Origin of the sequence: Hydrogenovibrio halophilus DSM 15072, assembly GCF_000384235.1 — a bacterium.
Lineage (GTDB): Bacteria > Pseudomonadota > Gammaproteobacteria > Thiomicrospirales > Thiomicrospiraceae > Hydrogenovibrio > Hydrogenovibrio halophilus.
This window is the reverse complement of the sequence record NZ_KB913033.1, coordinates 2,305,327-2,330,609: the sequence shown is the minus strand read 5'-3', so window position 1 is coordinate 2,330,609 and position 25,283 is coordinate 2,305,327. Positions and strand designations below refer to the sequence as shown.

At 56.0% G+C, this 25,283-nt stretch carries 24 protein-coding genes; 21 read left to right on the top strand and 3 right to left on the bottom strand.

The annotated features are described in order from the left end of the window. Positions 1-95: 95 nt before the first annotated feature. Positions 96-1,811 carry a proline--tRNA ligase gene (locus tag A377_RS0111275; protein WP_019896481.1) on the bottom strand — a complete coding sequence of 572 codons (1,716 nt, stop codon included), beginning with the start codon at positions 1,809-1,811 and terminating at the stop codon, positions 96-98. Between the two features lie 94 nt (positions 1,812-1,905). Here A377_RS0111275 and A377_RS0111270 point away from each other — a divergent pair, with 94 nt between their 5' ends. After that, entirely contained in the window at positions 1,906-3,339 is a 1,434-nt protein-coding gene (locus A377_RS0111270; protein ID WP_019896480.1) for an anti-phage deoxyguanosine triphosphatase, read from the top strand. Here A377_RS0111270 and queG read toward each other — a convergent pair. Beyond that, the gene (queG, locus tag A377_RS0111265) at positions 3,312-4,544 is read right to left on the bottom strand and encodes a tRNA epoxyqueuosine(34) reductase QueG (protein ID WP_157760989.1); all 1,233 of its coding nucleotides are present in this window, start codon (positions 4,542-4,544) and stop codon (positions 3,312-3,314) included. The genes A377_RS0111270 and queG overlap by 28 nt on opposite strands. Positions 4,545-4,671: 127 nt before the next feature. Between queG and tsaE the strand changes: the two genes are divergently transcribed. The 11 genes from tsaE to A377_RS0111205 all read left to right on the top strand — a co-directional run bounded on the left by tsaE (position 4,672) and on the right by A377_RS0111205 (position 16,902). Continuing rightward, positions 4,672-5,229, top strand: coding sequence for a tRNA (adenosine(37)-N6)-threonylcarbamoyltransferase complex ATPase subunit type 1 TsaE (tsaE, locus tag A377_RS12515; RefSeq protein WP_019896478.1), 558 nt, complete (start codon positions 4,672-4,674; stop codon positions 5,227-5,229). A gap of 89 nt (positions 5,230-5,318) precedes the next feature. Further along, positions 5,319-6,845, top strand: coding sequence for an N-acetylmuramoyl-L-alanine amidase (locus tag A377_RS0111255; RefSeq protein ID WP_019896477.1), 1,527 nt, complete (start codon positions 5,319-5,321; stop codon positions 6,843-6,845). Between the two features lie 120 nt (positions 6,846-6,965). After that, positions 6,966-8,852 carry a DNA mismatch repair endonuclease MutL gene (gene mutL / locus A377_RS0111250; RefSeq protein WP_019896476.1) on the top strand — a complete coding sequence of 629 codons (1,887 nt, stop codon included), beginning with the start codon at positions 6,966-6,968 and terminating at the stop codon, positions 8,850-8,852. 41 nt (positions 8,853-8,893) lie between these two features. Continuing rightward, on the top strand, positions 8,894-9,850 hold the full coding sequence (miaA, locus tag A377_RS0111245) for a tRNA (adenosine(37)-N6)-dimethylallyltransferase MiaA (RefSeq protein ID WP_028485493.1): 957 nt from the start codon (positions 8,894-8,896) through the stop codon (positions 9,848-9,850). 184 nt (positions 9,851-10,034) lie between these two features. Beyond that, positions 10,035-10,295 (top strand): RNA chaperone Hfq, encoded by a 261-nt coding sequence (gene hfq, locus A377_RS0111240; protein ID WP_019896474.1) that lies wholly within the window; start codon positions 10,035-10,037, stop codon positions 10,293-10,295. A gap of 119 nt (positions 10,296-10,414) precedes the next feature. Further along, entirely contained in the window at positions 10,415-11,740 is a 1,326-nt protein-coding gene (gene hflX, locus A377_RS0111235) for a ribosome rescue GTPase HflX (RefSeq protein WP_019896473.1), read from the top strand. A 128-nt stretch (positions 11,741-11,868) separates the two neighbouring features. Continuing rightward, positions 11,869-13,104 carry an FtsH protease activity modulator HflK gene (hflK, locus tag A377_RS0111225; protein ID WP_019896471.1) on the top strand — a complete coding sequence of 412 codons (1,236 nt, stop codon included), beginning with the start codon at positions 11,869-11,871 and terminating at the stop codon, positions 13,102-13,104. 1 nt (position 13,105) lies between these two features. Beyond that, positions 13,106-13,960 (top strand): protease modulator HflC, encoded by an 855-nt coding sequence (gene hflC / locus A377_RS0111220; RefSeq protein ID WP_019896469.1) that lies wholly within the window; start codon positions 13,106-13,108, stop codon positions 13,958-13,960. Between the two features lie 90 nt (positions 13,961-14,050). Further along, positions 14,051-14,239 (top strand): DUF2065 domain-containing protein, encoded by a 189-nt coding sequence (locus A377_RS0111215; protein ID WP_019896468.1) that lies wholly within the window; start codon positions 14,051-14,053, stop codon positions 14,237-14,239. A 50-nt stretch (positions 14,240-14,289) separates the two neighbouring features. Beyond that, on the top strand, positions 14,290-15,480 hold the full coding sequence (locus A377_RS0111210) for an ATP phosphoribosyltransferase regulatory subunit (protein WP_019896467.1): 1,191 nt from the start codon (positions 14,290-14,292) through the stop codon (positions 15,478-15,480). A gap of 102 nt (positions 15,481-15,582) precedes the next feature. Next, on the top strand, positions 15,583-16,902 hold the full coding sequence (locus tag A377_RS0111205) for an adenylosuccinate synthase (protein WP_019896466.1): 1,320 nt from the start codon (positions 15,583-15,585) through the stop codon (positions 16,900-16,902). Positions 16,903-16,952: 50 nt separating this feature from the next. On the opposite strand, the gene A377_RS0111200 is transcribed toward A377_RS0111205, so the two are convergent. Continuing rightward, positions 16,953-17,315 (bottom strand): response regulator, encoded by a 363-nt coding sequence (locus A377_RS0111200; protein WP_019896465.1) that lies wholly within the window; start codon positions 17,313-17,315, stop codon positions 16,953-16,955. A gap of 125 nt (positions 17,316-17,440) precedes the next feature. Here A377_RS0111200 and A377_RS0111195 point away from each other — a divergent pair, with 125 nt between their 5' ends. From A377_RS0111195 to A377_RS0111155, 9 genes are all read left to right on the top strand, one after another. Next, positions 17,441-19,357, top strand: a complete 1,917-nt coding sequence (locus tag A377_RS0111195; RefSeq protein WP_019896463.1) for a SurA N-terminal domain-containing protein — start codon at positions 17,441-17,443, stop codon at positions 19,355-19,357. Positions 19,358-19,548: 191 nt separating this feature from the next. Beyond that, on the top strand, positions 19,549-19,893 hold the full coding sequence (gene rpsF, locus A377_RS0111190; RefSeq protein ID WP_019896462.1) for a 30S ribosomal protein S6: 345 nt from the start codon (positions 19,549-19,551) through the stop codon (positions 19,891-19,893). Then, positions 19,893-20,120 carry a 30S ribosomal protein S18 gene (rpsR, locus tag A377_RS0111185; protein WP_019896461.1) on the top strand — a complete coding sequence of 76 codons (228 nt, stop codon included), beginning with the start codon at positions 19,893-19,895 and terminating at the stop codon, positions 20,118-20,120. Before rpsF ends, rpsR begins: the two co-directional genes overlap by 1 nt. 42 nt (positions 20,121-20,162) lie before the next feature. Next, positions 20,163-21,047 (top strand): DUF2232 domain-containing protein, encoded by an 885-nt coding sequence (locus A377_RS0111180; RefSeq protein ID WP_019896460.1) that lies wholly within the window; start codon positions 20,163-20,165, stop codon positions 21,045-21,047. 37 nt (positions 21,048-21,084) lie between these two features. After that, positions 21,085-21,534 carry a 50S ribosomal protein L9 gene (gene rplI, locus A377_RS0111175; protein WP_019896459.1) on the top strand — a complete coding sequence of 150 codons (450 nt, stop codon included), beginning with the start codon at positions 21,085-21,087 and terminating at the stop codon, positions 21,532-21,534. Between the two features lie 109 nt (positions 21,535-21,643). Further along, positions 21,644-23,086 (top strand): replicative DNA helicase, encoded by a 1,443-nt coding sequence (gene dnaB / locus A377_RS0111170; RefSeq protein ID WP_019896458.1) that lies wholly within the window; start codon positions 21,644-21,646, stop codon positions 23,084-23,086. Next, entirely contained in the window at positions 23,073-24,260 is a 1,188-nt protein-coding gene (gene alr / locus A377_RS0111165) for an alanine racemase (RefSeq protein ID WP_245546831.1), read from the top strand. The genes dnaB and alr overlap by 14 nt, the downstream gene beginning before the upstream one ends. Continuing rightward, entirely contained in the window at positions 24,232-24,864 is a 633-nt protein-coding gene (locus tag A377_RS0111160; protein WP_019896456.1) for an NUDIX domain-containing protein, read from the top strand. The genes alr and A377_RS0111160 overlap by 29 nt, the downstream gene beginning before the upstream one ends. Before the next feature lie 7 nt (positions 24,865-24,871). After that, complete coding sequence (locus A377_RS0111155; RefSeq protein ID WP_019896455.1) at positions 24,872-25,282, top strand: hypothetical protein; 411 nt, start codon at positions 24,872-24,874, stop codon at positions 25,280-25,282. The last annotated feature ends 1 nt before the right edge of the window (position 25,283 follow it).

The window sequence follows — 25,283 nt, the reverse complement described above, 5'->3', positions numbered from 1 at the left end:
TTAACCAGGCCTGGTTAAAAAGGCCTTTTGATCATGCTTTTCCCGTGTTTTTCAGAGCCTGCCAATGCTTGTCCCGGGCCGGGCTGAAAGCGCCATCAGCGTTGCAATCGGTCCAGCAGGAACTCGACGAAGGTTTCGGCCGGTACGTCCTGAGGCTGGTCATCACGGCGATGCTTGTATTCGATCATGTCCTTGTCCAGGCCGCGCTCGCCAATGACGATGCGGTGGGGGATGCCGATCAGCTCCATGTCGTTGAACATGACGCCGGGACGCTCCTTGCGGTTGTCAAACAAAACCTCCACCCCTTTGTCTTTCAGTGTCTGATAGAGCTTGTTGGCGGCCGCTTCCACGCGGGGCGACTTGTGCATCTGCATGGGTACAATGCACACCTCAAACGGGGCAATGGGTTCGGGCCAGACAATGCCTTTGTCGTCGTGATTCTGTTCGATGGCGGCCGCGACCACACGGCTGACGCCGATGCCGTAGCAGCCCATTTCCAGCACCTGAGCACGTGAATGTTCATTGAGCACCGTGGCATTGAGGGCTTCGGAATACTTGTTGCCCAGCTGGAAGATGTGGCCGACTTCAATGCCGCGTGCGATGTTGAGTTTGCCGTGTCCATCCGGGCTGGGATCGCCTTTGACCACATTGCGCAGGTCCACGATTTCGTCAAACTGGGCGTCTCGCTCCCAGTTCGCGCCGCTAAAATGGTGACCTTCTTCGTTGGCACCGCAGACAAAATCGGCCATTTTTTCGGCACTGCGATCCACCAGAACCGGCATGTCCAGATTGATCGGCCCGATGGAACCGGGAGAGCAGGCAAGCGCCTGGCGTATCCGGGCGTCGTCGGCAAAGGTCAGGGGTGCTTTGATCAGCGGGTGTTTTTCCGCTTTGAGTTCATTGAGGGCGTGATCGCCGCGCAAAACCAGCGCGACCAGTGGACGGGCCTCATCCGCGCCTTCCACAATCAGGGTTTTGACAACCTGTTTCTTTTTGATCTGCAGGAAACCGCAGACGTCTTCAATGCTGTGCCGATCCGGGGTGGCAATTTTTTCCAGATCGACCGACGGGGCCGGACGTGCCCGGTTGGGGGCGACCGCTTCGGCCAGCTCCACATTGGCCGCAAAGTCCGACTGATCGGAAAAGGCGATGGCGTCTTCGCCCGAGTCGGCCAATACATGAAATTCGTGCGATCCTTCGCCGCCAATGGCACCGGTGTCGGCCTGAACCGCCCGAAAATCCAGTCCCAGACGGGCGAAGATTCGGCTGTAGGTGTCGAACATCACCTCATAGGTTTTTTGCAGACACTCGGTGTCCATATGAAACGAATAGGCGTCTTTCATCGTGAATTCGCGGGCGCGCATGACCCCGAAGCGCGGACGGATTTCATCGCGGAATTTGGTCTGAATCTGGTAAAAGTTGGCGGGCAGTTGCTTGTAGCTTCGAATTTCCTTGCGCACCAGATCGGTGATGATTTCTTCGTGCGTGGGTCCCAGCACAAAATCGCGCTGGTGGCGGTCCTTGAAACGCAGCAATTCAGGCCCGTAATCGGGGCCGCGACCGGATTCGTCCCAGAGTTCCATCGGCTGGACCACCGGCATCAGCAATTCCTGTGCGTCGGCCCGGTCCATTTCCTCCCGGACAATGCGCTCGACTTTGCGCAAGACTCTCAGACCCAATGGCAACCAGTTATAGAGCCCGCCGGCCAGTGGCCGAATCAGACCGGCACGAAGCATTAACTGATGGCTGATCACCACCGCATCGGCTGGGGTTTCACGGGTTGTGGCAAGCAAAAGAGCAGAGGTTTTCATAACGGGGAGTGCATCCTGTAGAGTGACGTTTCAAATAATCCTGTGATTTTATCATGTCTCGGCGCTGTCATCAGCCATTCAGCGGCTGACTTTGATGCAGACAACCGCTAAACTGTACAAAATCATGAACAAACAGGGAGTCAGGGTGCAATCGTCACAAGTGGATCAGGAAATGCGGGTTTGGACCGAGCGTTACACCGATTGGTTGGCAGAAAAACCGGCGCGATCACCCCGGATTGTGTACCAGCGCGACCGGGCCAGAGTGATTCATTCGGCGTCCTTTCGGCGTCTGCAGGCCAAAACCCAGATTTTCGGCCTGAACGAATCGGATTTTTACCGGACCCGCCTCACCCATTCCATGGAGGTGGCTCAGATTGGTTCGGGGCTGGTCGAACAGTTGGTGACCGTGGCCCTGGAAAAAGAGACTCAGGGACCAACGCCGCCGTGGCTGGATTGGTTGCCGTCGTTTTATCTGATCGAAGCCATCTGTCTGGCCCATGACCTGGGGCACCCGCCTTACGGTCATGGCGGTGAAACCGCACTGAATTACATGATGCGCCAGTATGGCGGTTTTGAAGGCAATGCCCAGACCCTGCGGATTCTGGCCAAGCTGGGCGAATACACCGCCAAAAATGGCATTGATCTGTCGCGTCGAGCCACCTTGGGGGTGCTCAAGTATCCGGCGATTTATGACGATGTGATTCACACCTGGCCCGATTATCTGTCGCGTTGCGACGAGCCCGAAGTCAGTGACTTTCGGACTCTGAGCATGCGCCAGTGGCATCCGCCCAAAAGCCTTTATCGGGATGAGGCGCACGTGTTTGAGTGGGTGTTGGCCCCTTTCAGTGACACAGACCGCCAAGCGTTTACCCGGCTGACCCCGGTTAAGGACGGATTTGACCGCACCGGCCACACAGGGTTGGACACCACCATTATGGAACTGGCGGATGACATTGCTTACGGCATTCATGACCTGGAGGATGCGGTGGCGATGGGCATGGTGCCCAAAGAACTGTGGTGTGACGAGGTCATTCACAGTGAGGTGTTTCAGGCGCACCCGCTCTGGGATGACACCATGACCGAGCGCTTGTTCAGCCCGCGCTCCAAGGATCGCAAACATGCGATCAGTCACATGGTCGGCATTATGATCGAAAGCATCCGCATTGACGAACATCCGGATTTCGAGCATCCGTTGTTGCGTTATCAGGCACGATTGGGCGAAGGTGAGATGGCGGTGCTGGAATTGCTGAAACGGTTTGTGTACCGATACGTGATCACTTTGCCCGAAGTGAAAGGGATGGAATACAAAGGGCAGTTGATTGTGCTGGAACTGTTCAAGTCGTTGCGGGCCAATCCGCAGGCACTGTTGCCGCGCAACACCTTTGCCAAGTACGAACGCGCCGGGTCGGAACGGGCGCAGCAACGAGTGATCTGTGACTACATCGCCGGCATGACCAACACCTACGCTTCGCGACTGTATAACAAATTTTTCAGCGCCACTCAGGGCTCGATTTTCGATCGGTTGTGAGCGGCGCGCACCGGAATGCGTGGCGGAAGCACGTAACGCCGGACCTGAGCCGGATGCCCCTTGTGACGAAAAACGGGCGTGGGGCAGAGCGTGCCGGTCACGACCGCCTGATGACGGGCTTTGGCCCAGTTCAAGTGCGGTGCCAGCAGGTCGGTGACATCGCGGGTCTGTTCCAGCGCCTGCAGAATCTCGCAGGACGTGTCAGTGTCTTCCAGCGCATTGCCCAACGCCACGCACAGGTTGCGACGCCATTTGTCATAGCCGATGCGTCGGATGGGCGAGCCTTCAAAAAACCGGTAAAAGCTGTCGGACGACCATTTCCAGAGGTCGAGCAGGTCGGGTGCGTCCAGTGGCGAACGGGGTGAAAAGGCCGGTTCCTCTGTTTTGACACTGAACCGGTTCCAGGGACAGACCAGCTGACAGTCGTCACAGCCGTAAATGCGGTTGCCCATTTGTGCGCGCAACGGCTCCGGAATCACGCCATCGTATTCGATGGTCAGATACGACACACAGCGCCGGGCGTCCACCACCCCATTGCCGACAATGGCGCCGGTCGGGCACTCCTGTAGACAGGCCTGACAGGGACCACAACCTTGTTTTTGAACCGGTTCGTCCAGCGGTAATGGCAGGTTGGTGTAAAGTTCGCCCAGAAAAAACCAGGAACCGGCGCGGGGATGGATCAAGAGGCTGTTTTTGCCGGTAAACCCCAGTCCGGCTTTTTGCGCCAGCGGGCGTTCCAGCACCGGCGCCGAATCGCAAAAAGGCCGCCATTGCGGATCAGGAAAGTCGTCGCTCAAACCGGCTTCGGCGATCAGTTGTTCGATCTCCTGCGCCAGTTGGTTCAGACGTTTGCGCATCAGCTTGTGGTAATCACGGTTGAGCGCATAGCGCGACACATACGCCCGGGTCTGGGTTTGCAGGGTGTCAACCGGGTCGGCGGCGCCGGTGTCATAATAGTTCATGCGCACGCTGAGGATGCGCAGGGTGCCCGGTACCAGTGCCTGCGGCCGTGTGCGTTTGTGTCCGTGTCGGGCCATATAGCTCATCTCACCGTGATGCTCGCGGCGAAGCCAATCCAGAAAATGCGGTTCCCACTCCGACAGATCGGTGTCGGTAATGCCCAGATCGGCAAATCCCAGACGCAAGGCCGCGGCTTTGATCTGGTGACCAAGTGTCTGATAGCGGTTGTCGATGGAGGAAGGCATGGTTTTAGGCATAGAGTGCAAGGCGATTGGACATTGATGAGTGGATGGCTCAGAATTCTACCAGAGTCTTTTGGGCAAAGGGGAGGACGTCTCCTGTGTGTTTGCTGAATAATGGGTGAAATGAAACATGAAAACTTACCAGGCCTGGTTAAAAGATGAGTCGCAAACCCGGCAATGCGCCCAGTGGTTGGCGGACGCCTATGCCGACTGGCTGCTGGCGACGCCTCAGGCTGAGTTGGCCGCGCTTTCGGTGTCCTTGTATGGTGATCTGGGGGCCGGAAAATCCACGTTTGCCCGGGCACTGGTGCAGCGGTTTCTGCCTGAGCAAAAGGTGAAAAGTCCGACCTTTACCCTGGTGGAAACTTATCCGGTCGAACTGTCTGGGGCGCAGGGTGATCCTGTGTCTTCCCAGATTGTGCATTTCGACTGTTATCGTCTGGGCGACCCGGAGGAGCTGGAGTTTCTGGGGGTACGAGACCTGTTGAAAGCGCCGTCATTGGCACTGGTGGAATGGCCGCAGAAAGGCGAAGGGGTTCTGCCATCGCCGGATTTGATTTGTCGGCTGACTTTGGCCGACCCCAATCAGCTCGAAGCCGGTCGGCATCTGGCTGTGGAAGCCAGAACCGAGGCGGGACGACGGTTGCTGGCGGGGTTGGCACTGAAAAATCCGGGCATGAAAACGTGAATATTTCCCATTTTATCCAAACCTGGCACAAAGTTTGTTTGTCTGAAGTTCGTCTTATTTCAAACATAACAAACCAGGCAGGTGAGGTTATGCAAAACAATCTGTTTTTACACGCTGGTTCGGCGCGCCCGAATCGCAGCAGCGGTCGACTGAAACGATGGCTGGTGGTGTTGATGGCGTTGGTGGGGCTGCTGTCTCTGTCTTCTCAGGTCATGGCCGACACCACGCTGACCAAGGTGCGTTTCGGACAGGGCCCCGATCATACCCGGGTGGTTTTTGAGATCAAACAGAATCAGACGTTCAAAGTCTGGACGCTGGACAATCCGGCCCGGATTGTGTTGGATTTTTACGGGGCCGACAACGGTCTGGGATTTGAGCGGCGCAATCTGGATGACAAGCGGCTCCAGCGAATCCGGGTCAAAAACCAGACCAATCGTACCCGCGTGGTGCTGGACCTGAAAGACGCGTTGTTTTATGAGTATTTCACGCTGGCCGCCCGAAAAGGAATGGACGAGCGTGTGGTGGTGGATCTGAAATACCCGGTTGTGGCCATGAACCGTCAGGATGCGCCCAAACAGTTGACGGCCACTAAAAAGCCTGCCGCCAAAAAAGCAGACACGCCAAAAGCAAAACCGGCGCAGACTCGTACGGCTTCCCGATCAAAACTGGAAAACGCGGCGTCAACTCAGCCCGAGCCTGAGCCGCAAGCCACCCGCAAGCTGCTCAAGGAGGTCTCTGAGTCGCCCCGTGAACTGGTGGTGGCGCTGGACCCTGGGCATGGCGGTTTTGATACCGGTGCCATTGCCCGCAATGGGGTTTACGAAAAACATGTGATTCTTTCGATGGCCAAGCGCATCAAAAAGCGCATTGATGCGGCCCCGGGCATGCGCGCGGTGCTGACCCGAACCAGCGATCGTTTTTTGCCGCTCAAGGAACGGGTGCGGCTGGCGCAGAAGCAGGACGCGGACATTTTTATTTCCCTGCATGCCGATGCGTTTGGGGACGAGCGGGTGCGCGGGGGCTCGGCCTACATTCTGGCGGCGCGTGGTGCAGGTGCCAGAGTGTCGTCTCTGCTCAAAACCCATGGCGGCAACACCCTGCAGGATGTGCGCCTGAAAACCCGGGCGGATCGGGCCTATGTGCTGACGGGTCTGAGCCGGGCGGCCAACATCCGGGCCAGTCGCAAGCTGGCCAATGCCTTGTTGAGTGAGCTGGGGGTGCGTGTCCACATGCACAAACGTCAGGTGCAGACAGCCGATTTTGCTGTGCTGAAATCCATTGACATGCCTTCGATTTTGCTGGAAACGGCGTTTATTTCCAATGCCAAGGATTTGAAAAACCTGCAATCGCCCTGGTTCCACAACCAGATGGGCGACGCACTGGTCAGAGGGTTGCAACGATTTGTTTCCCAGCATGGGGATCAGCCGCGCTGGGGCGAACAGCTTTATGTGCAGTATCGGGTGCGCCCGGGCGATACCCTGTCTCAGATCGCGGCCAACTATCAGTTGACGACGCATCAGCTCAAAAAAATCAACCACATTCAAAAAGCCGACCGTCTGTATGTGGGCAAACGGTTGAAAATTCCGGTTTCCGACACCGTTCTGGCGTCACTTTAAACCAATCTCTTTGAAACCTGTTTGGGGGCGTCGTATAATCGCCCCCATGACTGATTCTTGCGCACACCACTCTTGAACTTGAACGAACCAGACGCCCAAAAGGCCGAAAAGGCTGCTCGTTTGTCCGCGGCTGACATCGCCGTGCTGCCGTCGCATCTGGCCGACCAGATTGCGGCCGGAGAGGTGGTGGAGCGCCCGGCCTCGGTGGTCAAAGAGCTGCTCGAAAACGCCCTCGATTCAGGGGCCACACAGGTCAGCGTGGCGATCGAGGCGGGCGGTCACAAAGCCATTCAGGTCACGGACAACGGTTCCGGCATTCCCAAAGAGCAATTGTCGCTGGCGGTCAGTCGCCATGCCACCAGTAAAATTCACACCCCTCAGGACTTGGTTGGCGTGGCCACACTGGGCTTTCGTGGCGAAGCCCTGGCCAGTATCAGCTCCGTCTCCCGCTGTTCGCTCACCAGTCGCACGCCCTCGCAGACGGCGGCCTGGAAAATTCAGGTGCAAAGCGACGGCCAGTGGACGCCGCCTGAGCCGGTGGCGCATCCGGTGGGCACGCGGGTGGAAGTCCGCGATCTGTTTTACAATACCCCGGCCCGAAAAAAGTTCCTGCGTCAGGAACGCACGGAGTTCAGTCAGATCGAACAGCTGGTCCGCCGGATCATGCTCTCCCGACCGGATGTGGCTGTCAAGCTGGTCCACAATCAGAAAACCGTACGTCAGGTCACGCCAGTCACCGATGAAGACAGCGAGCGCCAGCGCTTGAGCCATCTGATGGGCGCGCCGTTTGTGGACAATGCCTTGAAGCTGGATTTTTCGGCACAGGAATCGCGTCTGACCGGTTGGGTGGCCCAGCCCAGCTTTCATCGTGCGCAGGCGGACATGCAGTATCTGTTTGTCAATGGCCGCATTGTGCGTGACCGCCTGTTGTCTTATGCGGTCAAACAGGCCTATGCGGATGTGATGTATCACGGACGCCATCCGGCCTATGTGCTGTTTCTGCAGATTCCGCCGGAAAGCGTGGATGTGAACGTGCATCCGGCCAAGTACGAAGTGCGCTTTGCCGACGGGCGTCGGGTGTATGATTTTCTGCGCCGAACCGTGCGTGACGCGGTGTCGCAACCGCTGGTGGGATCGGCATCCCAGAGTGACCGCTCCGAATCGTTGCAGCGAGAGAGGTCGGGAACCACGTCAGGCAGCGCTTCCGCGCCCGGATTTCAAACGGCTGAGACAGGCCAGCAGGGGCATCAGGCGTCCATGGCTTTTCAGCAGCCGTCTTCGTTTTCGTCGTCTACTCAGCCCGGTTTTCCGTCAGGGGTTCATGAATCGCTGGCCCACTATCAGATTGCGCCATCGCCCGATCAGTTGCCTCGGCCTGAAGATCACATCGGCCGGTCGGAGCAGGTGGATTCCACAGCCGATCATCCCTATCTGGGCTTTGCCAAGGCACAGATTCATGGGGTTTTCATTCTGGCTGAAAACGAGCAGGGCATGGTGCTGGTCGACATGCATGCCGCTCACGAGCGCATTGTTTATGAAAGGCTGAAGCGGCAGTGGGCTGAGGCAAGGCTGGTGACCCAGCCCTTGCTGGTGCCGGTGGTGGTGCGGTTGGAGGCCTCCGATGTGCGTGTCTGGGAGCAGTTTCAGGCGGAGTTTGCCCGGTTCGGATTTTATGCCGAAGCGTTTGGTCCTGAACAGGTGAAGCTGACCGAAGTGCCCAGTCTGCTGGCGCAGACCGATGTGGCCCAGTTGTTTGTGGATATGCTGGCCGATTTTGCCGAACAGGGGCAGACGGACGTGTCCGAAACCCTGGTCAATCACATGCTAAGCACCATGGCCTGCCATGGATCGGTGCGTGCCAACCGCCATTTGACGCTGGAAGAAATGAATGCGTTGCTTCGGGATATGGAACAGACCGAACGCTCGGCCCAATGCAATCACGGGCGCCCGACCTGGGTGCAGTTGAGCATGGGCGAACTCGACCGTCTGTTTATGAGAGGTCAGTGATGGTCGGCGATTTGTTGGGCGGTCCCAGGCACTCAGACAGGTTGGATCAGCTGCTGGCCAAACGTTGTGTGCTGGCGATCATGGGCCCTACGGCTTCCGGCAAAAGCGCCCTGTCGATGGCAGTGGCCGAACAGTTGCCAGTGGAGCTGGTCAGTGTGGACTCGGCGCTGATTTATCAGGGCATGGACATTGGCACCGCCAAGCCCACTCAGTCCGAGCGCACTCAGGTCGCGCATCATCTGATTGACATCCTGCCACCGGCACAGCCTTATTCGGTCTCGGAGTTTTTGGAGGATGTGTCTCAGGCGGTGGAGCATATCTGGGCCAATGGCCGTTTGCCGGTTCTGGTCGGCGGCACCATGATGTATTTTCATGCCATGCAAAACGGGCTGGCCGATCTGCCTCAGGCGGACCCGGCGTTGCGGGAACGGCTTTACCAGGCCTGGCAGAAAGACCCTCATGCTCTGCACGCTCGGCTGATGGTGGTAGACCCGGTGGTGGCAGCCCGCATTCATGCCAATGATGCGCAGCGGCTGGTACGGGCGCTGGAAGTGTATGAGCTGACTGGCACACCGCTGAGCGTGCATCAGCAGACCGCCCAAAATCACGCCAGCGAACAATGGCAGTTGATCAAGGTCGGTTTGATTCCGGGTGACCGCAAGCGTTTGCACACGGTGATTGAGCAGCGCTTTGAACAGATGCTTGACGCCGGGTTTGTCAGAGAGGCGCAAGCGCTGTTTGCCCAACCGGGCTTGCATGCCGATCTGCCTTCGATTCGCAGTGTGGGCTATCGCCAGGCCTGGTCCTACTGTCATGGCGAGATCGATTACGACACCTTTGTGGCCAATGCCAAAACCGCGACCCGGCAACTGGCCAAACGTCAGCTGACCTGGTTACGCAAAGAAGAAGACATGCTGAAACTGGACCCGTTTGAACAGGCTTTGCCCAGTCAGGTTTCCCGGACAATAAGCTGGTTGGAGAAGCGCTGTCTGTCATAGTGTCGTGAACTCGTGACCACCCGCATCCTCCGGCGATTGGGTCATCGGCTCATCTTTCATTTTTTCCGGGAAAGTGACTGTGGTATCATCTTCAGATTATTGTCCGCGACGCGTTGTAACCAACCGTTTGTGACCAACCGTGACCGGGCAATCTGACATAAAAACAATCTAACAGGAAAGTAACATGGATAATAAGAAGCCAGCCAAAGCTTTGCCGATTCAAGACCCGTATCTGAACGCCTTGCGTAAAGAGCGCATCAATATTGCGATTTATCTGGTCAATGGCGTGAAGCTGCAGGGGCGTGTGGATTCGTTTGATCAATTTGTGGTGCTGTTGCGCAGCAATGTGACCCAGATGGTCTACAAGCACGCGATCTCCACCATCGTGCCCTCTCGCGAACCCAAAGCCTATGAGCAGGATACGTCGTCTTCCGAAGAGGCCTGATCGTTCTGTTCAACTTGTCATTACCACGTCAGGCCGACGGTCTGGCGTTGCCTTCTCGACACGGATTGACCGTGTTCTGCTTCTTACTTGCTTCTTTTTACAGGTGTCATCGCTGATTCATGGAATTATTCGGAAAACTCGAACGTCAGCAGCTGGAACGTGCGGTACTGGTGCATGTGGATTTTTATCACGACGCCGATCGGGAGGAGCTGGACGAGTTTTATGAGTTGGTGGATTCGGCCGGGGCGGACATTCAGACGCTGATCACCACCAAACGTGACAAACCCGATCCGAAACACTTTATCGGCAAAGGCAAGGTTGACGAAGTCAAGGCGGCGGTGGCAGCCACCGACGCCGATGTGGTGATTGTCAATCATGCACTCAGTCCGGCTCAGGAACGCAATCTCAGCGACAGTCTGAATATTCAGGTATTGGATCGAGTGGGGTTGATTCTGGACATTTTTGCCCAGCGTGCCCGCTCGCACGAAGGCAAGCTTCAGGTCGAACTGGCGCAACTCAAGCGCATGGCGACCCGTCTGGTCAAAGGCTGGACCCACCTGGATCGCCAAGGCGGCATCGGCGCGCGCGGCCCGGGGGAAACCCAGCTGGAAACCGATCGTCGTCTGGTTCAGGGTAAAATTAAGCAGTTGGAAGCCCGGATCGAGAAGGTGCGCAAACAGCGTCAGATGGGGCGCAAGTCGCGGAAAAAATCGGATTTGCCCACGGTGGCGATTGTGGGTTATACCAATGCGGGCAAGTCCACACTGTTCAACTGGTTGACCCAGGCACACGTCTATGCCGAGGATCGCCTGTTTGCGACCCTGGATTCGACGCTGCGCAAAGTGCATCTACCAGGGGCCGGGCCGGTGATTTTTGCCGACACGGTGGGCTTTATTCGTCACATTCCGCACGACCTGGTGGCCGCCTTTCGTTCCACGCTGGAAGAAACCAGCGAGGCCGATTTGCTGATTCATCTGGTGGATGTGGCCGATCCGCACCGGGCTGAGAAAATGGCTGACGTCGCGGAAGTGATTGAAGAAGTGGGTGCCTCCGAGGTGCCTCAGCTGACGGTGTTCAATAAGATCGACCGATTGGCGCCTCCCGGAAATCAACCCAAAGTGCGATACGATGAAGACGGTCTGCCCAGCGAAATCTGGTTGTCGGCCGCCTGTGAAACCGGCCTGTCATTGCTTAGCGATGCCATTGGTGCTCATTTTCACGGTCGTTACCGAACGGTGGCGCTGACCCTGGATGTGGGAGCCGGCAAACGTCGCAGTGAGTTGTATCAATTGGGAACCATTCTGGACGAGTCCTTCGACAAGGCTGGCAACAGCTGTTTTCGCATGCATGTGACCGATCAGGAGGCCCAGCAGATTCAAAGCTGGCCGGAAATTCTCGATTATCAGGTCGTGAGTTCCCAGGAAAACGATGCCTCAGGAGAATGAGTTCGCAGCATAATCCTATGAACGGCCGCAATGAGTTTGATCGTCAGGCGGGAAAGGGCGAAATGTGGATGACATTTGCCCCGATAAAATTTAAAATGATTCACTGATTTCAAATACTGGAGAAGAGCATGGCGTGGAATGAGCCGGGAAAACCTGGTCAGGATCCGTGGGGGAATCCCAATGGATCCGGCAACGGCAATCGGCCCAATGGGCCGAATCGCCCAGATAACGATTCCGACCCAGTCGAAAAGATCAAGCAGGTGCTTGAATCCTTCAATTCCGGCGGCGGTGGTCAGTTCAGCCCCAAAATGATTGTTTTGGGCGTACTGGTTGTGGCCGTGATCTGGCTTCTCAGCGGGCTTTACACGGTCGACTCGCCACAGCGCGGGGTCGTCAAGCAGTTTGGCGCCTACAAGGAACAGACCATGCCGGGGCTGCACTGGCATCTTCCCTGGCCGATTGAAACGGTCACGGTTGTCAATGTGGATCGCATCCGCACGGTGGAAATCGGTTATCGCTCGGATGCGGCCAATCGAAATGGCACGGTTCCCAGCGAAGCGCTGATGCTCACCAAAGACGAAAACATTGTCGATATTCGGATTGCGGTGCAATACCGTGTGGCCGATGCGCAGAAATACCTTTACATGGTTTCTGATCCCGACAGCTCACTGAAAGACATGGTCGAAAGCGCCTTGCGTGAAGTGGTCGGGCGCAACAATATGGATTTTGTGTTGACAGAAGGTCGAAATGAAGTCGTTTCACGCGTGCAGACACTGGCGCAGGAGAAGCTGGATGATTATCAGGCCGGTTTGATGATCACCTCATTGAACTTGCAGGATGCACAGCCGCCTGAGCAGGTTCAGGACGCTTTCTCGGATGTGGTCAAGGCCCGAGAGGATCGCGAGCGACTGATCAACGAAGCCGAAACCTACGCCAATGGCATTTTGCCGGAAGCACGAGGCCAGGCCGCTCGTCTGCTGGAAGAATCACGCGCTTACTATGACAGAGTGATTGCTGAGGCCACAGGTAAGGCCAGCCGTTTTGCCAGTGTGCAGACCGAATACCAGAAAGCACCGGTAGTCACCCGTCAGCGTTTGTACATAGACGCGATTGCCGATGTATTGGGCCAGACTTCCAAAGTGTTTGTCGGAGCCGAAAGCGGTACCAATCTGCTTTACCTGCCTCTGGATAAAATGATGGGCAATCAGGCCAGCGTGCCTTTCCGTTCACCTCAGGGTGGCGATCAGAGTCGGAACCAAAGTGACTCAGGACGTTCCAACGGCGGCAATCAGGATCAGTCGCGCAACAACTCGTCCCAGCGAAGCAATATTCGCGACATCCTAAGAACCAGGGAGCTTCGTTAAGATGAAATCGATACTATCCATTTTTGTGGCCGCGGTGCTGTTTGTCGGGGCCAACGCCCTGTATACGGTTCAGGAGGGGCAAACGGCCCTGATGTTCCGTTTTGGTGAGATCATCAAGGCGGACATTGAACCCGGTTTGCATTTCAAGACCCCTTTTGTGAACAATGTGCGCAAGTTTGATGCGCGTTTGCAGACACTGGACGCCAATCCCGAACGTTATCTGACCAGCGAGAAGAAAAACCTGCTGGTGGATTCGTTTGTCAAATGGCGTGTGGAAGACGCTGAAAAGTTTTATACCTCGATGAACGGGGACTTCAATCTGGCGAATATGCGTTTGGCCCAGATCATCAAAGACGGCTTGCGTTCGCAGTTCAGTGAGCGCACGGTGCAGGAAGTGATTTCCCAGGACCGTAAAGTGATCGTGCGCGACATCACCGAACAGACCGCCAACTCGGTCAGTGAATTCGGGATCGCGATTGCCGATGTGCGGATCAAGCGTGTTGACCTGCCACAGGATGTGAGTGAGTCGGTGTTCCGACGGATGGAAGCCGAACGGAACCGGGTCGCCAAGGATTTGCGTTCGCAAGGGGCGGAAGCGGCTGAGCGAATCCGGGCGGATGCCGATCGTCAGAGAACCGTGATTCTGGCCGATGCCTTCCGTGAAGCCGAAATTCTTCGCGGTAAGGGCGATGCTCAGACGACTGAGATTTATGCCAAGGCCTATCAGGAAGACGCGGAATTCTATTCTTTCTATCACAGTCTGGACGCTTATCGGAAGTCGTTTAAAGACAAGTCAGATGTGATGATTGTGGATCCGCAGTCGGACTTCTTTAAGTTCTTCAAGCAGCCTGAATAATCTTCAGGCAGTTCAACAGGTGGTTTCGGCCACCTTTTTTTTGTCAGTGTCCCAGCGTATCGGGCCGGTTTTCAGCGGGAGTAAAGGTTCATGGATGTGTCGTTGTTGCTCAGTGCTCTGGCGCTGGTGCTGATCCTGGAAGGCCTTTTGCCGTTTGTGGCCCCCAGTGTCTGGCGACGAACCATGGCGGAACTGGTCACTCTGGATAATGGCAAGTTGCGCTTGATGGGACTTGCCAGCCTGAGCATCGGTCTGCTGCTGCTTTGGTTTTTTGCCTGAATCACCAGGCCTGGTAAAACTTGAAGGGACCTTTTTTTGAGGGTCTCAGAATGAAACAGGAAACAACAGCCGTGTCAAAACAAGCTACTTGGTTCACGCCGGAAGGCATCGAAGATTTATTGCCCGATTCCGCCAGAAAGCTGGAACATTACCGTCGTCAACTGCTGGATCTTTTCGAGATGAGCGGGTACGACCTGGTGTTGCCACCGATTGCCGAATTTACCGACTCTCTGCTCACCGGCAAGGGCGAACATTTGGCGGTGGACACCTGCCGGTTTACCGATCAGGAAAGCGGAAAGATGATGGGGGTCCGTGCGGACATGACACCACAGGTCGCGCGGATTGCGACCAACCGACTGAAAGACGCGTCAGTGTCGCGGCTGTGCTATGTGGGCGAAGTGCTCAAAACCCGCAATAACAAAGCCAAGGGGTCGCGTAGTCCGATTGAAGTGGGTGCCGAGCTGTTCGGCCATGCCGGTGTGGCCAGCGACATCGAAGTGATCGAGTTGATGCTCAATGCCTTGCGCTCCCTGACCGATCAGTCGGTCACGTTGAGTCTTGGCCATGTGTCGGTGGTGGATACGCTGATGGCCGAAGCCGGGCTGGACAGCGATCAGAAGAACGAAATGGTCGAGATACTGTTGCGCAAAGCCTTGCCGGAATACGAGGCATTTGTGTCAAGCCTGGGGTTGTCTGGTTCCTGGCAACGGGCGTTCGAACAGTTGCCGTCACTGATGGGTGAGGCCGCGGATGTGCTGACACAGGCCGATGAGCTGGCCGGTTTCTGTCCTTCGCTGACGTCGCATTTTGAGCGTCTGGCCGCCGTGGTGACCCACTTTGAGGCCGTGCCGGGTGTCCAATTGCACATGGATCTGTCCGATCTGCGTGGCTATCAATACCATACCGGCTTGATTTTTACGGCCTATCTGGCCCGACAGAAATTGATTCCGATTGCACGGGGCGGGCGCTATGACGACATCGGTTCGGTGTTTGGTGCCTGCAAACCCGCAACGGGATTCAGTCTGGATTTGCGCAGCGCACTGGACTGGCTGCCAGAACCGACTTCCCTGACCCGTCCGGTGGTGTATGCGCCGCTGGCTTCCGATCCGGCCTTGACTCAGGCCGTGGACGAGTTGCGTGCCGATGGTGTTGTGGTCAAGCGTTTTTACGAGGCCAGTGACTTGCCGGCGGAGGCCGAACAGCTGGTGTGCGAAGCGGGCAAGTGGCAACGCAGCGCCTGAAACAAACATGACCAGCAGCCTGTCGGACTAACGTCAATCGGCTGCTTGGCCTGGTCGGGACAAACCAGGCAATCGAACCAAAAAACCAACAAAGAGACAAAGATGGCAAAAAAGAACATTGTTGTGGTGGGTACCCAGTGGGGTGATGAAGGCAAAGGCAAAATCGTGGATTTGCTGACCGATCGCGTCGCAGCTGTGGTGCGCTTTCAGGGCGGACACAATGCCGGGCATACGCTGGTGATTGACGGTCAGAAGACGGTTCTGCATTTGATTCCTTCCGGGATCCTGCGGGAATCGGTCGATTGTCTGATCGGCAATGGCGTGGTGGTGTCTCCGGATGCCTTGCAGAAAGAGGTGGATCAGCTTGAAGCCACCGGTCTGGAGGTGAAAAGCCGACTGAAAATCAGCGAAGCCTGTCCTTTGATCCTGGATTATCACATCGCGATCGATCAGGCGCGTGAAATCGCGCGCGGCAAAAAAGCCATCGGCACCACCGGGCGTGGGATCGGTCCGGCTTATGAAGACAAGGTAGCGCGTCGTGGCTTGCGTGCTGGCGATTTGCGCAACCTGGACCGTTTTGCCGAAGTTCTGCGTCAGACGCTGGAATACCATAACTTCATGCTGACGGACTATTACAAGGTGGCACCGGTTGAATTTGAGCCGCTTTTTGAACGCTGCAAAGCGTATGCCGAATTGATCGTGCCGATGCTGGCCGATATCCCTCAGCAGATCCAGGCCCATAATGAAGCCGGTCACAGTCTGATGTTCGAAGGCGCGCAAGGCACATTGCTCGATATCGATCACGGCACCTACCCGTATGTGACCTCGTCCAATACCACGGCGGGCGGCGCGGCATCAGGCAGCGGGATCGGCCCCTGTGAACTGGATTATGTTCTGGGGATCACCAAGGCCTATGCCACCCGTGTCGGCGGTGGGCCTTTTCCGACCGAACTGGTGTATGATGTGGCCAACGATCAGGGCGACGAAACCGGCAAAGTACTGGGCACCCGCGGGCATGAGTTCGGTGCGACCACCGGACGTCAGCGTCGTTGTGGCTGGTTCGATGCGGTCGCGTTGCGTCGTGCCTCTCAGGTGAATGGGATGACCGGCATCTGTCTGACCAAACTGGACGTGCTCGATACATTGCCGGAGATTCAGGTCTGTGTGGCCTATGAAAAAGACGGCAAGCGCTTTGATATGCCGCCGTGCAGTGCCGACGATTACGAACAGATGCAGCCGGTTTATCAAACCTTGCCCGGCTGGCAGACCAGCACGGTGGGCGCGGATGCCTGGGAAAAGTTGCCTGAGGCGGCTCAGGCCTATATACGGTTTCTGGAAAAGCAGGTTGGCAAGCCGGTTGCGATTCTGTCGACGGGGCCGGATCGCAATGAAACCCTGGTTCTGGACGATCCGTTTGCCTGAAAGGCTTTCATGTTGGACGATGCCGGGCCGGCCTGAGCGGCCAGTGTGACCTACAGAAGTTTTTGGATCAGTTGAGGCAGTGTCTGTGGATCAAAGGGTTTGACCAGCCAGCCGGTAGCGCCCAGAGCGCGGCCTTTGGCTTTCATGTCCGCACTGGTTTCGGTGGTCATCATCAGAATCGGGGTGAACTGGGTGTCTTTTCGGCTTCGGGCGTTTTCCAGAAAGGTCAGGCCGTCCATGACCGGCATATTGATGTCGCTGATGATCAGATCAAATCGAGCCTGATCCAGTGCATCCAGACCTTCCTGACCGTTTTCGGCCAGGGTGAGGTCACAGGTTTTTTCCATGACAAGCTGGATCAGTTTTCGCATGGAAGGGGCGTCATCGATGTAAAGAATTTTGGGTAGGGCCATGGGTTTTCCAAAATAAAAAAAGATTACGATACAATACGCTGTTTGAGGAACATTCTCAAAATAATTGAAAAATTTTCAGGGCGGTCGCGGGCCGTCCTTGTCATGGTTTAAGGTCGGTATTGAATATGTTGCAAAGCATTCGGGATCATGCTCAGGGTTGGATCGCCTGGGTCATTGTTGGTTTGATTATTTTAACCTTTGCCCTGTTCGGCATTGATCAGTATGCCAAAGGCGACAAGATTGTCACTGTGGCCGAAGTCAATGGCGAGGACGTGAGCGCGCGTGAGTTTCTGACCCTGTATCAGCAGCAGAAAGCCCGTCTGAAAAACCAGTTCGGTGACATGTACGATCAGGTTGTGGACGATGACGAATTGCGCGAACAGGTGATGGATGCCCTGATCGAGTCGGTGGTGGTGCGTCAGTGGGCACAGGATCACAATATGATTGTTTCCGATCAGCAATTGTCGGCAACCATTCAGTCGGCCGAAGTGTTTCAGAAAGACGGGCAGTTTGATCAGCAGACGTACCAGAACATTCTGATGCGCAATGGCTTGAACGTGGCCCGCTTTGAACAACAGCAGCGTCAGCATCTGATTGAAACCCAAAATCGCCAGTTGACGATGAGTTCGGCATTGATTTCGGATGCCCAGGTTGAGGCCTTGATGACGCTGCAGGCACAGGAACGGGATGTGAACTACCTGCGCGTGGATCATCGCCCCTTGATGGAACAGGTCAAGGTGACCGATCAGGAAATTCAGGATTATTATCAGTCCAACCGTGAAGCCTTTGTCCAGCCGGAGCAGGTGAGCATTTCCTATGTGCGTCTCAGTCAGGACCAGATCGCGGAAAGTCTGGAGGTGGAAGCTCAGGCACTCGAAACCTACTACCAGAACAATCAGGATCTGTTTACCCAGCCGGAAGAGCGCCAGGCCAGTCATATTCTGATTCAGGTCAATGAAGAGCGTTCACAAGACGCCGCCCTGGAGGAAATCCAGACGTTGCAGCAGCAGCTTCAGGAAGGGGCCGATTTTGCCGAACTGGCCAAAGAACATTCTGAAGACCCCGGGTCGGCCGATGCCGGCGGCGATCTGGGGCGTTTTCAGCAGGGTTTGATGGTGCCTGAATTTGATCAGGCGGTCTTTTCTCTGGACAAAGGCGCGCTTTCCGAACCGGTCAAAACCGAATTCGGCTACCACCTGATCAAGGTGACCGACATTGCCCCCAGCGAGACGCCTGCTTTTGACCGCATTCGCGACGAAGTGGAAAAAACCTATCGTGATATGCAGGCCGAGCAGCGTTATTACGAACAGCTCGAAACCCTTAACACGCTGGCGTATGAGCAGCCGGATACGCTGGCCCCCGCCGCCGATGCACTGAATCTTGAGATTGTGACCACGGAACCGGTTTCCCGAGACGGGGCGGAAGGCGACGTGCTGGGCCATTCGAAAGTGATCAATACCGCGTTTTCGGACGAAGTCAAAAACGAAGGGCTTAACAGTGAATCGATTCAGTTGAGCGAATCCGAAGCGGTGGTGCTGCGGGTTGATGATGTGATTCCCGAAGCACAGAAACCACTGGAAGAGGTCAAGACCGGCATCCGTCAGCAATTGATTGCCGAAAAGGCCCGCCAGGCCTCAGAAGACAAAGCGGCCGAATTGCTGGCTTCATTGCGTGAAGGCGAAGCCGTGACCGCGGATCTGGAGTCGGATGTGGTGGAGTACCATCCGGTGGGCTGGATGGGACGTGATTACCCGCAAATGCTGCCGCCTTTGGTTGAAGCCATTTTCAAAGCGCCCAAACCGACGTCCGATCAAGCCAGTTACAGCACCTATGCGTTGCCGACGGGTGATTCGGTTGTGATCGAAGTGCTGGGCGTGCGCACGGGCGAGATGCCGGAGGTCGACAAGACGCGGGAGCAGCTGACCACGGCTTTGACCAACCTTTCCGCCACTGCCGAAGTTCAGGCCCGTCTGTCGGCGATGCTGTCAAAAGCCGAGGTTCGGCGCAAAGACAACTACAAAACGCTGAAACCCCGTCAGTAAAGCGTTTCCGTGCCGGTGGGGGGCGTGTACCGAACGACGCCTGCTTGCACTTTTTCGCAAAAACGCTATAATCCCCGCTTTCAGCCGTTGACTGGTGGCCGATTTTGTGTCGGGCGCTCAGCTCAGCTGAATTTCCTTGCTTCACTCAATCTCGTTTGAGGAGGCTTTTTTTATCCATAAGGAGAACACGAATGCGTCATTACGAAGTCGTATTTATGGTACACCCTGATCAAAGCGAACAGGTGCCTGCCATGGTCGAGCGTTATCGCGCTCTGATCGAAGAAAATCAAGGCGCGATCCACCGTCTGGAAGACTGGGGTCGTCGTCAGATGGCCTATTTGATCAACAAGGTTCACAAAGCCCATTACATTCTGATGAACATCGAGTGTGATGCCGACACTTTGGCCGAATTGGAAAACCTTTTCTACTACAACGATGCGGTGCTGCGCAACATGACGCTCAAGCGCAAGGAAGCAGTGACTGAACCGTCGCCGATGATGAGCGAAAGAGATGACAAGCGTCGAGGAGGCAAGTAATGGCCAGAGGATTCGGAAGAAAGAAATTTTGTCGTTTCACCGTTGAAGGTGTGAAAGAAATCGACTACAAGGACCTGGATACGCTGAGAAGTTACGTTACCGAAACCGGTAAGATTGTGCCAAGTCGTATCACCGGGACCAGTGCAAAGTATCAGCGTCAGCTGTCGCGTGCGATCAAACGAGCGCGTTACTTGGCGTTGCTGCCTTATTCTGATCAGCATAAGTGAGTGAGATTCGGCATTAACAGACAGCCCGATTAAAGGACGCCCATGCTCAGTCTAGCCAATTATGTCATGCGAGGCCCGATGCAGGCGTGGATTGCCACGCTGATTCTGGCCGTTTTGACCGTCTGGCTGGCACCGCTTGGCCTGCTGTTGGGGGCCGTCATTGCGCTGGTGACATTGCGTGTCAGCGAAACGGACGGCCTGAAAGTTCTGGCGATTGCCGTCCTGGCCACACTGGCCCTGCATCAGTTGACGATGGGGCAGTTATGGCCAGGCCTGGTGGCGGTGATGGAGTACATGCTGCCGGTTTGGTTGCTGGCCTGGGCTTTGCGCCAGACCCAGAAGCTGGCCACGCCGATTCACCTGGCGGTGATGCTGGCGGCCGGATCGGTCCTGGCGTTTCATCTGATAGTAGGAGACACCGTGACCTGGTGGCAAGCGGTCATGGAAAATTATCTCGCCCCATTGATGACCCAGGCGGGAGCCGACTTGCCTCGTGCCACCATTGAGCAGATTTCGCAGGTGGCGACCATGCTGCTGGCGATGTTTCTGGTCATGCTATGGGTGGTGATGATTCTGTTGGCCAGGTGGTGGCAGAGTGCGCTCTATTTTCCCGGCAAGTTTCGGGAGGACTTTTACCAGATCCGCTTGCCGCTCTCGCTGGCGATTTTAGCGGCTGTGGCCGCGGTTGGCAGCTTGTTTACCCAATCGCTGATTCTGCAGGATCTGGCGGCGGTCCTGATGATCGGGCTGATGTTTCAGGGCTTGTCTGTGATTCATCATGCCATCTATCTCAAAGAGATGAGCAAGGGTTGGTTGATCGGTCTGTACATAATGTTAATGCTGTTTCCTCAAGTGATATTGATTTTGGCCACGGTTGGACTGGTGGATACCTGGATGGATATCCGCAACCGTTGGACGCAGGCCTGACTAGGCCTGGTAACTTTTAGATTAGAGGTTTTTAGCCATGAATGTGATTTTATTGGAAAAAATACAAAACCTGGGCACGCTGGGCGATCAAGTCTCGGTGAAGGCCGGGTATGCCCGCAACTGTTTGATTCCGCAGGGCAAAGCCAAACCGGCAACCAAGGAAAACCTTGCCGAGTTTGAAGCACGTCGCGCGGAATTGGAAAAACAGGCTGCAGAAGTTTTGGCAGCGGCTCAGAAGAGTTACGAAGAAATGAATGGCACGGTCGTGACCATCGAAATGGTTGCCGGTGACGAAGGCAAGCTGTTTGGTTCTGTGGGCACGGCAGACATCGCCGATGCGTTGAACAAAGCCGGTTTTGAGGTGGAAAGAAAACAGATCCGTATGCCGGAAGGCCCGGTGCGTTTTGTCGGCACCTTTGAGTTCGATGTGGATTTGCATTCCGATGTGACCGCGTCGATTACCGTGGATGTGAAAGCCGCCGAATAATTCGGTCGCCAAACGCACGTTCGATTGAGCGAGGCCCAGCCTCGCTTTTTTGTGTCCGATCGCTTTTTGATCAAGCAAGCGCTTGATGGACTGGTTATAATGACCGATTATGAGTCAGTCGCCCGAATTCAAAACCCCTCCCCATTCCATTGATGCCGAACAATCGGTGATCGGTGGCCTGTTATTGGACAATGACAAACTGACCGATGTCAGTGGCATCCTTGCGCCGTCCGATTTTTACACCCAACAGCATCAGACTTTGTTTGAAAGCCTTCTGGCTTTGAGTCAGGCCGAAAAGCCGTTTGACCTGATCACAGTCATTGCCCAGCTGGATGCGTCCGGTCAACTGGAATCCGTTGGCGGAAAAACGTACCTGATGGAGCTGGTGGACAACACGCCCGGTGCGGCCAACATTGCTTTTTATGCCCAGGTCGTGCGCGACAAGGCAATACTGCGCGCGCTGATTCAGGCGACCAATGAGATCAGCGAACAGAGTTATTTCCCGCAGGGCAAAGAGGTCACCGCCATTTTGGATGCGGCCGAGAGCCGAATTCTGAAAATCGCCGAACAGGGCACTGGCAATCAGCGGGATTACCACACCATCAACCACCTGCTCAATGATGCGCTGATGACTTTGCAGCAACGCATGGAAAGCGACGGCATCACCGGGCTTGCCACCAGCTGGAATGAGTTTGACGAAGTCACTTCCGGCTTGCAGAAGGGCGATCTGGTGATTGTGGCTGGGCGGCCGTCCATGGGGAAAACCTCTTTCTGTATGAATATGGCGGAAAATATTGCGATCAAGGAAAAAGCGCCGGTGGCTGTGTTCAGTATGGAAATGCCGGGCGAGCAACTGGTGATGCGGATGTTCAGCTCGGTGGGGCGGGTCGATGCCGAAAAAATTCGTAAAGGCAACGCGCTGGAAGAAGAAGACTGGGGCAAAATTACTTTGGCCATGAATCAGATTTCGCAGTCCAAAATTTTCATTGATGACACCCCGGCGCTGATGATCAATGACTTGCGGGCCCGTGCGCGTCGCATGGACAAGGATGTGCGCGACCAGCAGTTGAAAGAGGCCGAGAAGCACCCTCAGGTATTGGACGGTTCCCGTGAGCCGCACGAATTTGTGACCGGTCTGGGCATGATTGTGGTCGATTACCTGCAATTGATGCGCGGTTCGATCCAGACCGATAACCGGGTCAACGAAATTTCCGAGATTTCACGGGGCCTCAAGGCCATTGCCAAGGAAATCAGTGTGCCGGTGGTGGCCTTGTCGCAATTGAGCCGTAATCTGGAACAACGGCCCGATAAGCGTCCCAAAATGGCCGATTTGCGCGAATCCGGGGCGATTGAGCAGGACGCGGATTTGATCATTTTTATTTACCGTGATGAGGTGTACAACCCGGATTCGGCCGATAAGGGCAAAGCCGAAATCATTCTCGGTAAGCACCGTAACGGGGCCCTGGCCAATATTCCGCTGACGTTTCTGGGGCATTACACCCGATTTGAGAATTTCATTGATATGGGCGATCAGGCGGATGAGTATTACTGAGACCGTGTCTCCGGCCATGTTCCGTCCCGTCTGCGCCGTGATCCACCCGGCGGCCTTTGCCCGGAATCTGAAACGGGTAAAAGAAAAGGTGGGCAACGCCAGAATCTGGGCGGTGGTCAAAGCCGACGGCTACGGTCATGGTCTGGCGCGGGCGGCCCGCTTTCTGAGCGAGGCGGACGGTTTGGGCGTGGCCTGCCTGGACGAGGCTTTGCGCTTGCGGGAGGCCGGGTTTCACCAACCTTTGGTGGTGCTGGAAGGCGTCTTTTCGCTGCGGGAATGGGCCCTGGTCTGGCAGCACCGATTGCAGTGCGTGGTCCACAGCCACGATCAGCTTTTGTGGCTGGAACACTGGTTGAACCATCACATGGATGCCGATCAGGCGCGGCCTGAATTGACGGTCTGGCTCAAGTTCGACACCGGCATGCATCGACTGGGATTCGAGCCAGATGAAGCCTCGCATGTGGTGGCGTCATTGCAGCGGTTGCCGGCCGAGATTGACTGGCACTGGATGTCGCATCTGGCCTGTGCCGATGAGGCCGATGGTCAGGCGGTCACCGAACAGCAGTGCGCCGTTTTTGAAGGTCTGACAGAATCCATGTCCGGTCAGCGCAGTCTGGCTAATTCGGCCGGTGTGCAGAGTTACCCGCAAACCCATTATGATTGGGTGCGCCCGGGGATCATGCTTTATGGGGCCAGTGCCCGGTCCGGCACCGATCTGGTCCCGGCCATGACCCTGATGGCGGCGGTCACGCGGCTGCGCTGGATTGCGCCGGGCGAAGCCGTCGGCTACGGTCAGAGATGGCGGGCACAACGGCCGACGCTGCTGGCGGTGGTGTCGATTGGTTATGGCGATGGCTATCCGCGTCACGCGCCTTCAGGCACGCCGGTACTGATTCAGGGGCGCAAGGTGCCTCTGGTGGGGCGGGTGTCCATGGATCTGATCACGGTGGATGTGACCGATCTGTCTTCTCAGGTGTCGGTGGGCGATCCGGTGATTTTATGGGGGCAGGGGCTGGACGTGGACGAGGTGGCCGATTACTGTGGCACCATTGGTTACGAATTGTTATGTGGGGTCACCCCCAGGGTGCCCCGACTGGAGGCCGATCAGGCCGAAAAAGCGCATGTTTGGCACAACAGGAGTGACGATGACGGACACACCTCAACCGGCGTTTGATTATCGCCTTCGGATCGACTCGGTCGAACCGGCGTTTGAAGGCTTTTTTCGCATTGATCGGGTACGTTTTCAACACCAGTTGTTTCAGGGCGGCTGGTCGCCGCTGCTGGAACGGGAGTTGTTCGGTCGTGGTCAGGCCGTGTTGGTACTGCTTTATGACTGTCAGGCCCGTCAGGTGGTGTTGGTCGAGCAGTGCCGGGCCGGGGCGTTGATGCATGCCCGTTATCAAAACAACCAGGCCTGGTTGCTGGAGCCGGTGGCCGGGATGATCGACCCCGATGAGTCGGCGCAGCAGGCCTGTGCGCGTGAGACTCAGGAGGAAGCGGGGATCGCCGTGCAGGATTTTGAATACGTCTGTCAGTTTTACCCCAGTCCGGGTGGCAGTGATGAGATTTTGCACCTGTATGCGGCCGAAATCTGTGTGTCTGATTTACCGGCTTTTGCCGGTGCCGAGGAAGAACACGAAGACATCCGTCTGGTCCCATTGTCGTTTGATGAGGCGGAGAATCGCCTCAGAGCCGGACGGTTCAATGTGGCCAGCACCATCGTGGCCTTGCAGTGGCTGTTTTTTCAACGTTTGACCGAACCGGCATCGCGCCTTTAGGGAAACCATGTTTTGTTTGTTTCGTAACAGTCGCATCCTGCCTCCCTGGCACATTTGGGTATTGATCGCCAGTTTGTCCGGGGTCGGCTATTGGTTGCATTTTGCCTTCATTCAAAAGGCCTTCTGGCAGACCGTTCTGACCGGACAGGCGTTGTTTGTGGATCTGCTGCTGGGGCTGCCGGTGGTATTGATTTTTGCGGTGGTGATCTATGCCATGATTTATTGGGTATTGAAGCTGTCGCTGATTTTCTTGTGGCCGCAGGCGATTGAACAGCTGCCGGATGGGTCTGAACAGCTGTCCGAAGAAATGCCCCCCGAATTGGACCAGGCCTGGCAGAAAACGGAGGCAGACACCGATTCAGACGCGGACCAAACCGCTTCTCACCCGGACAAATCCCGTAGCGACAACAAAGACTGAT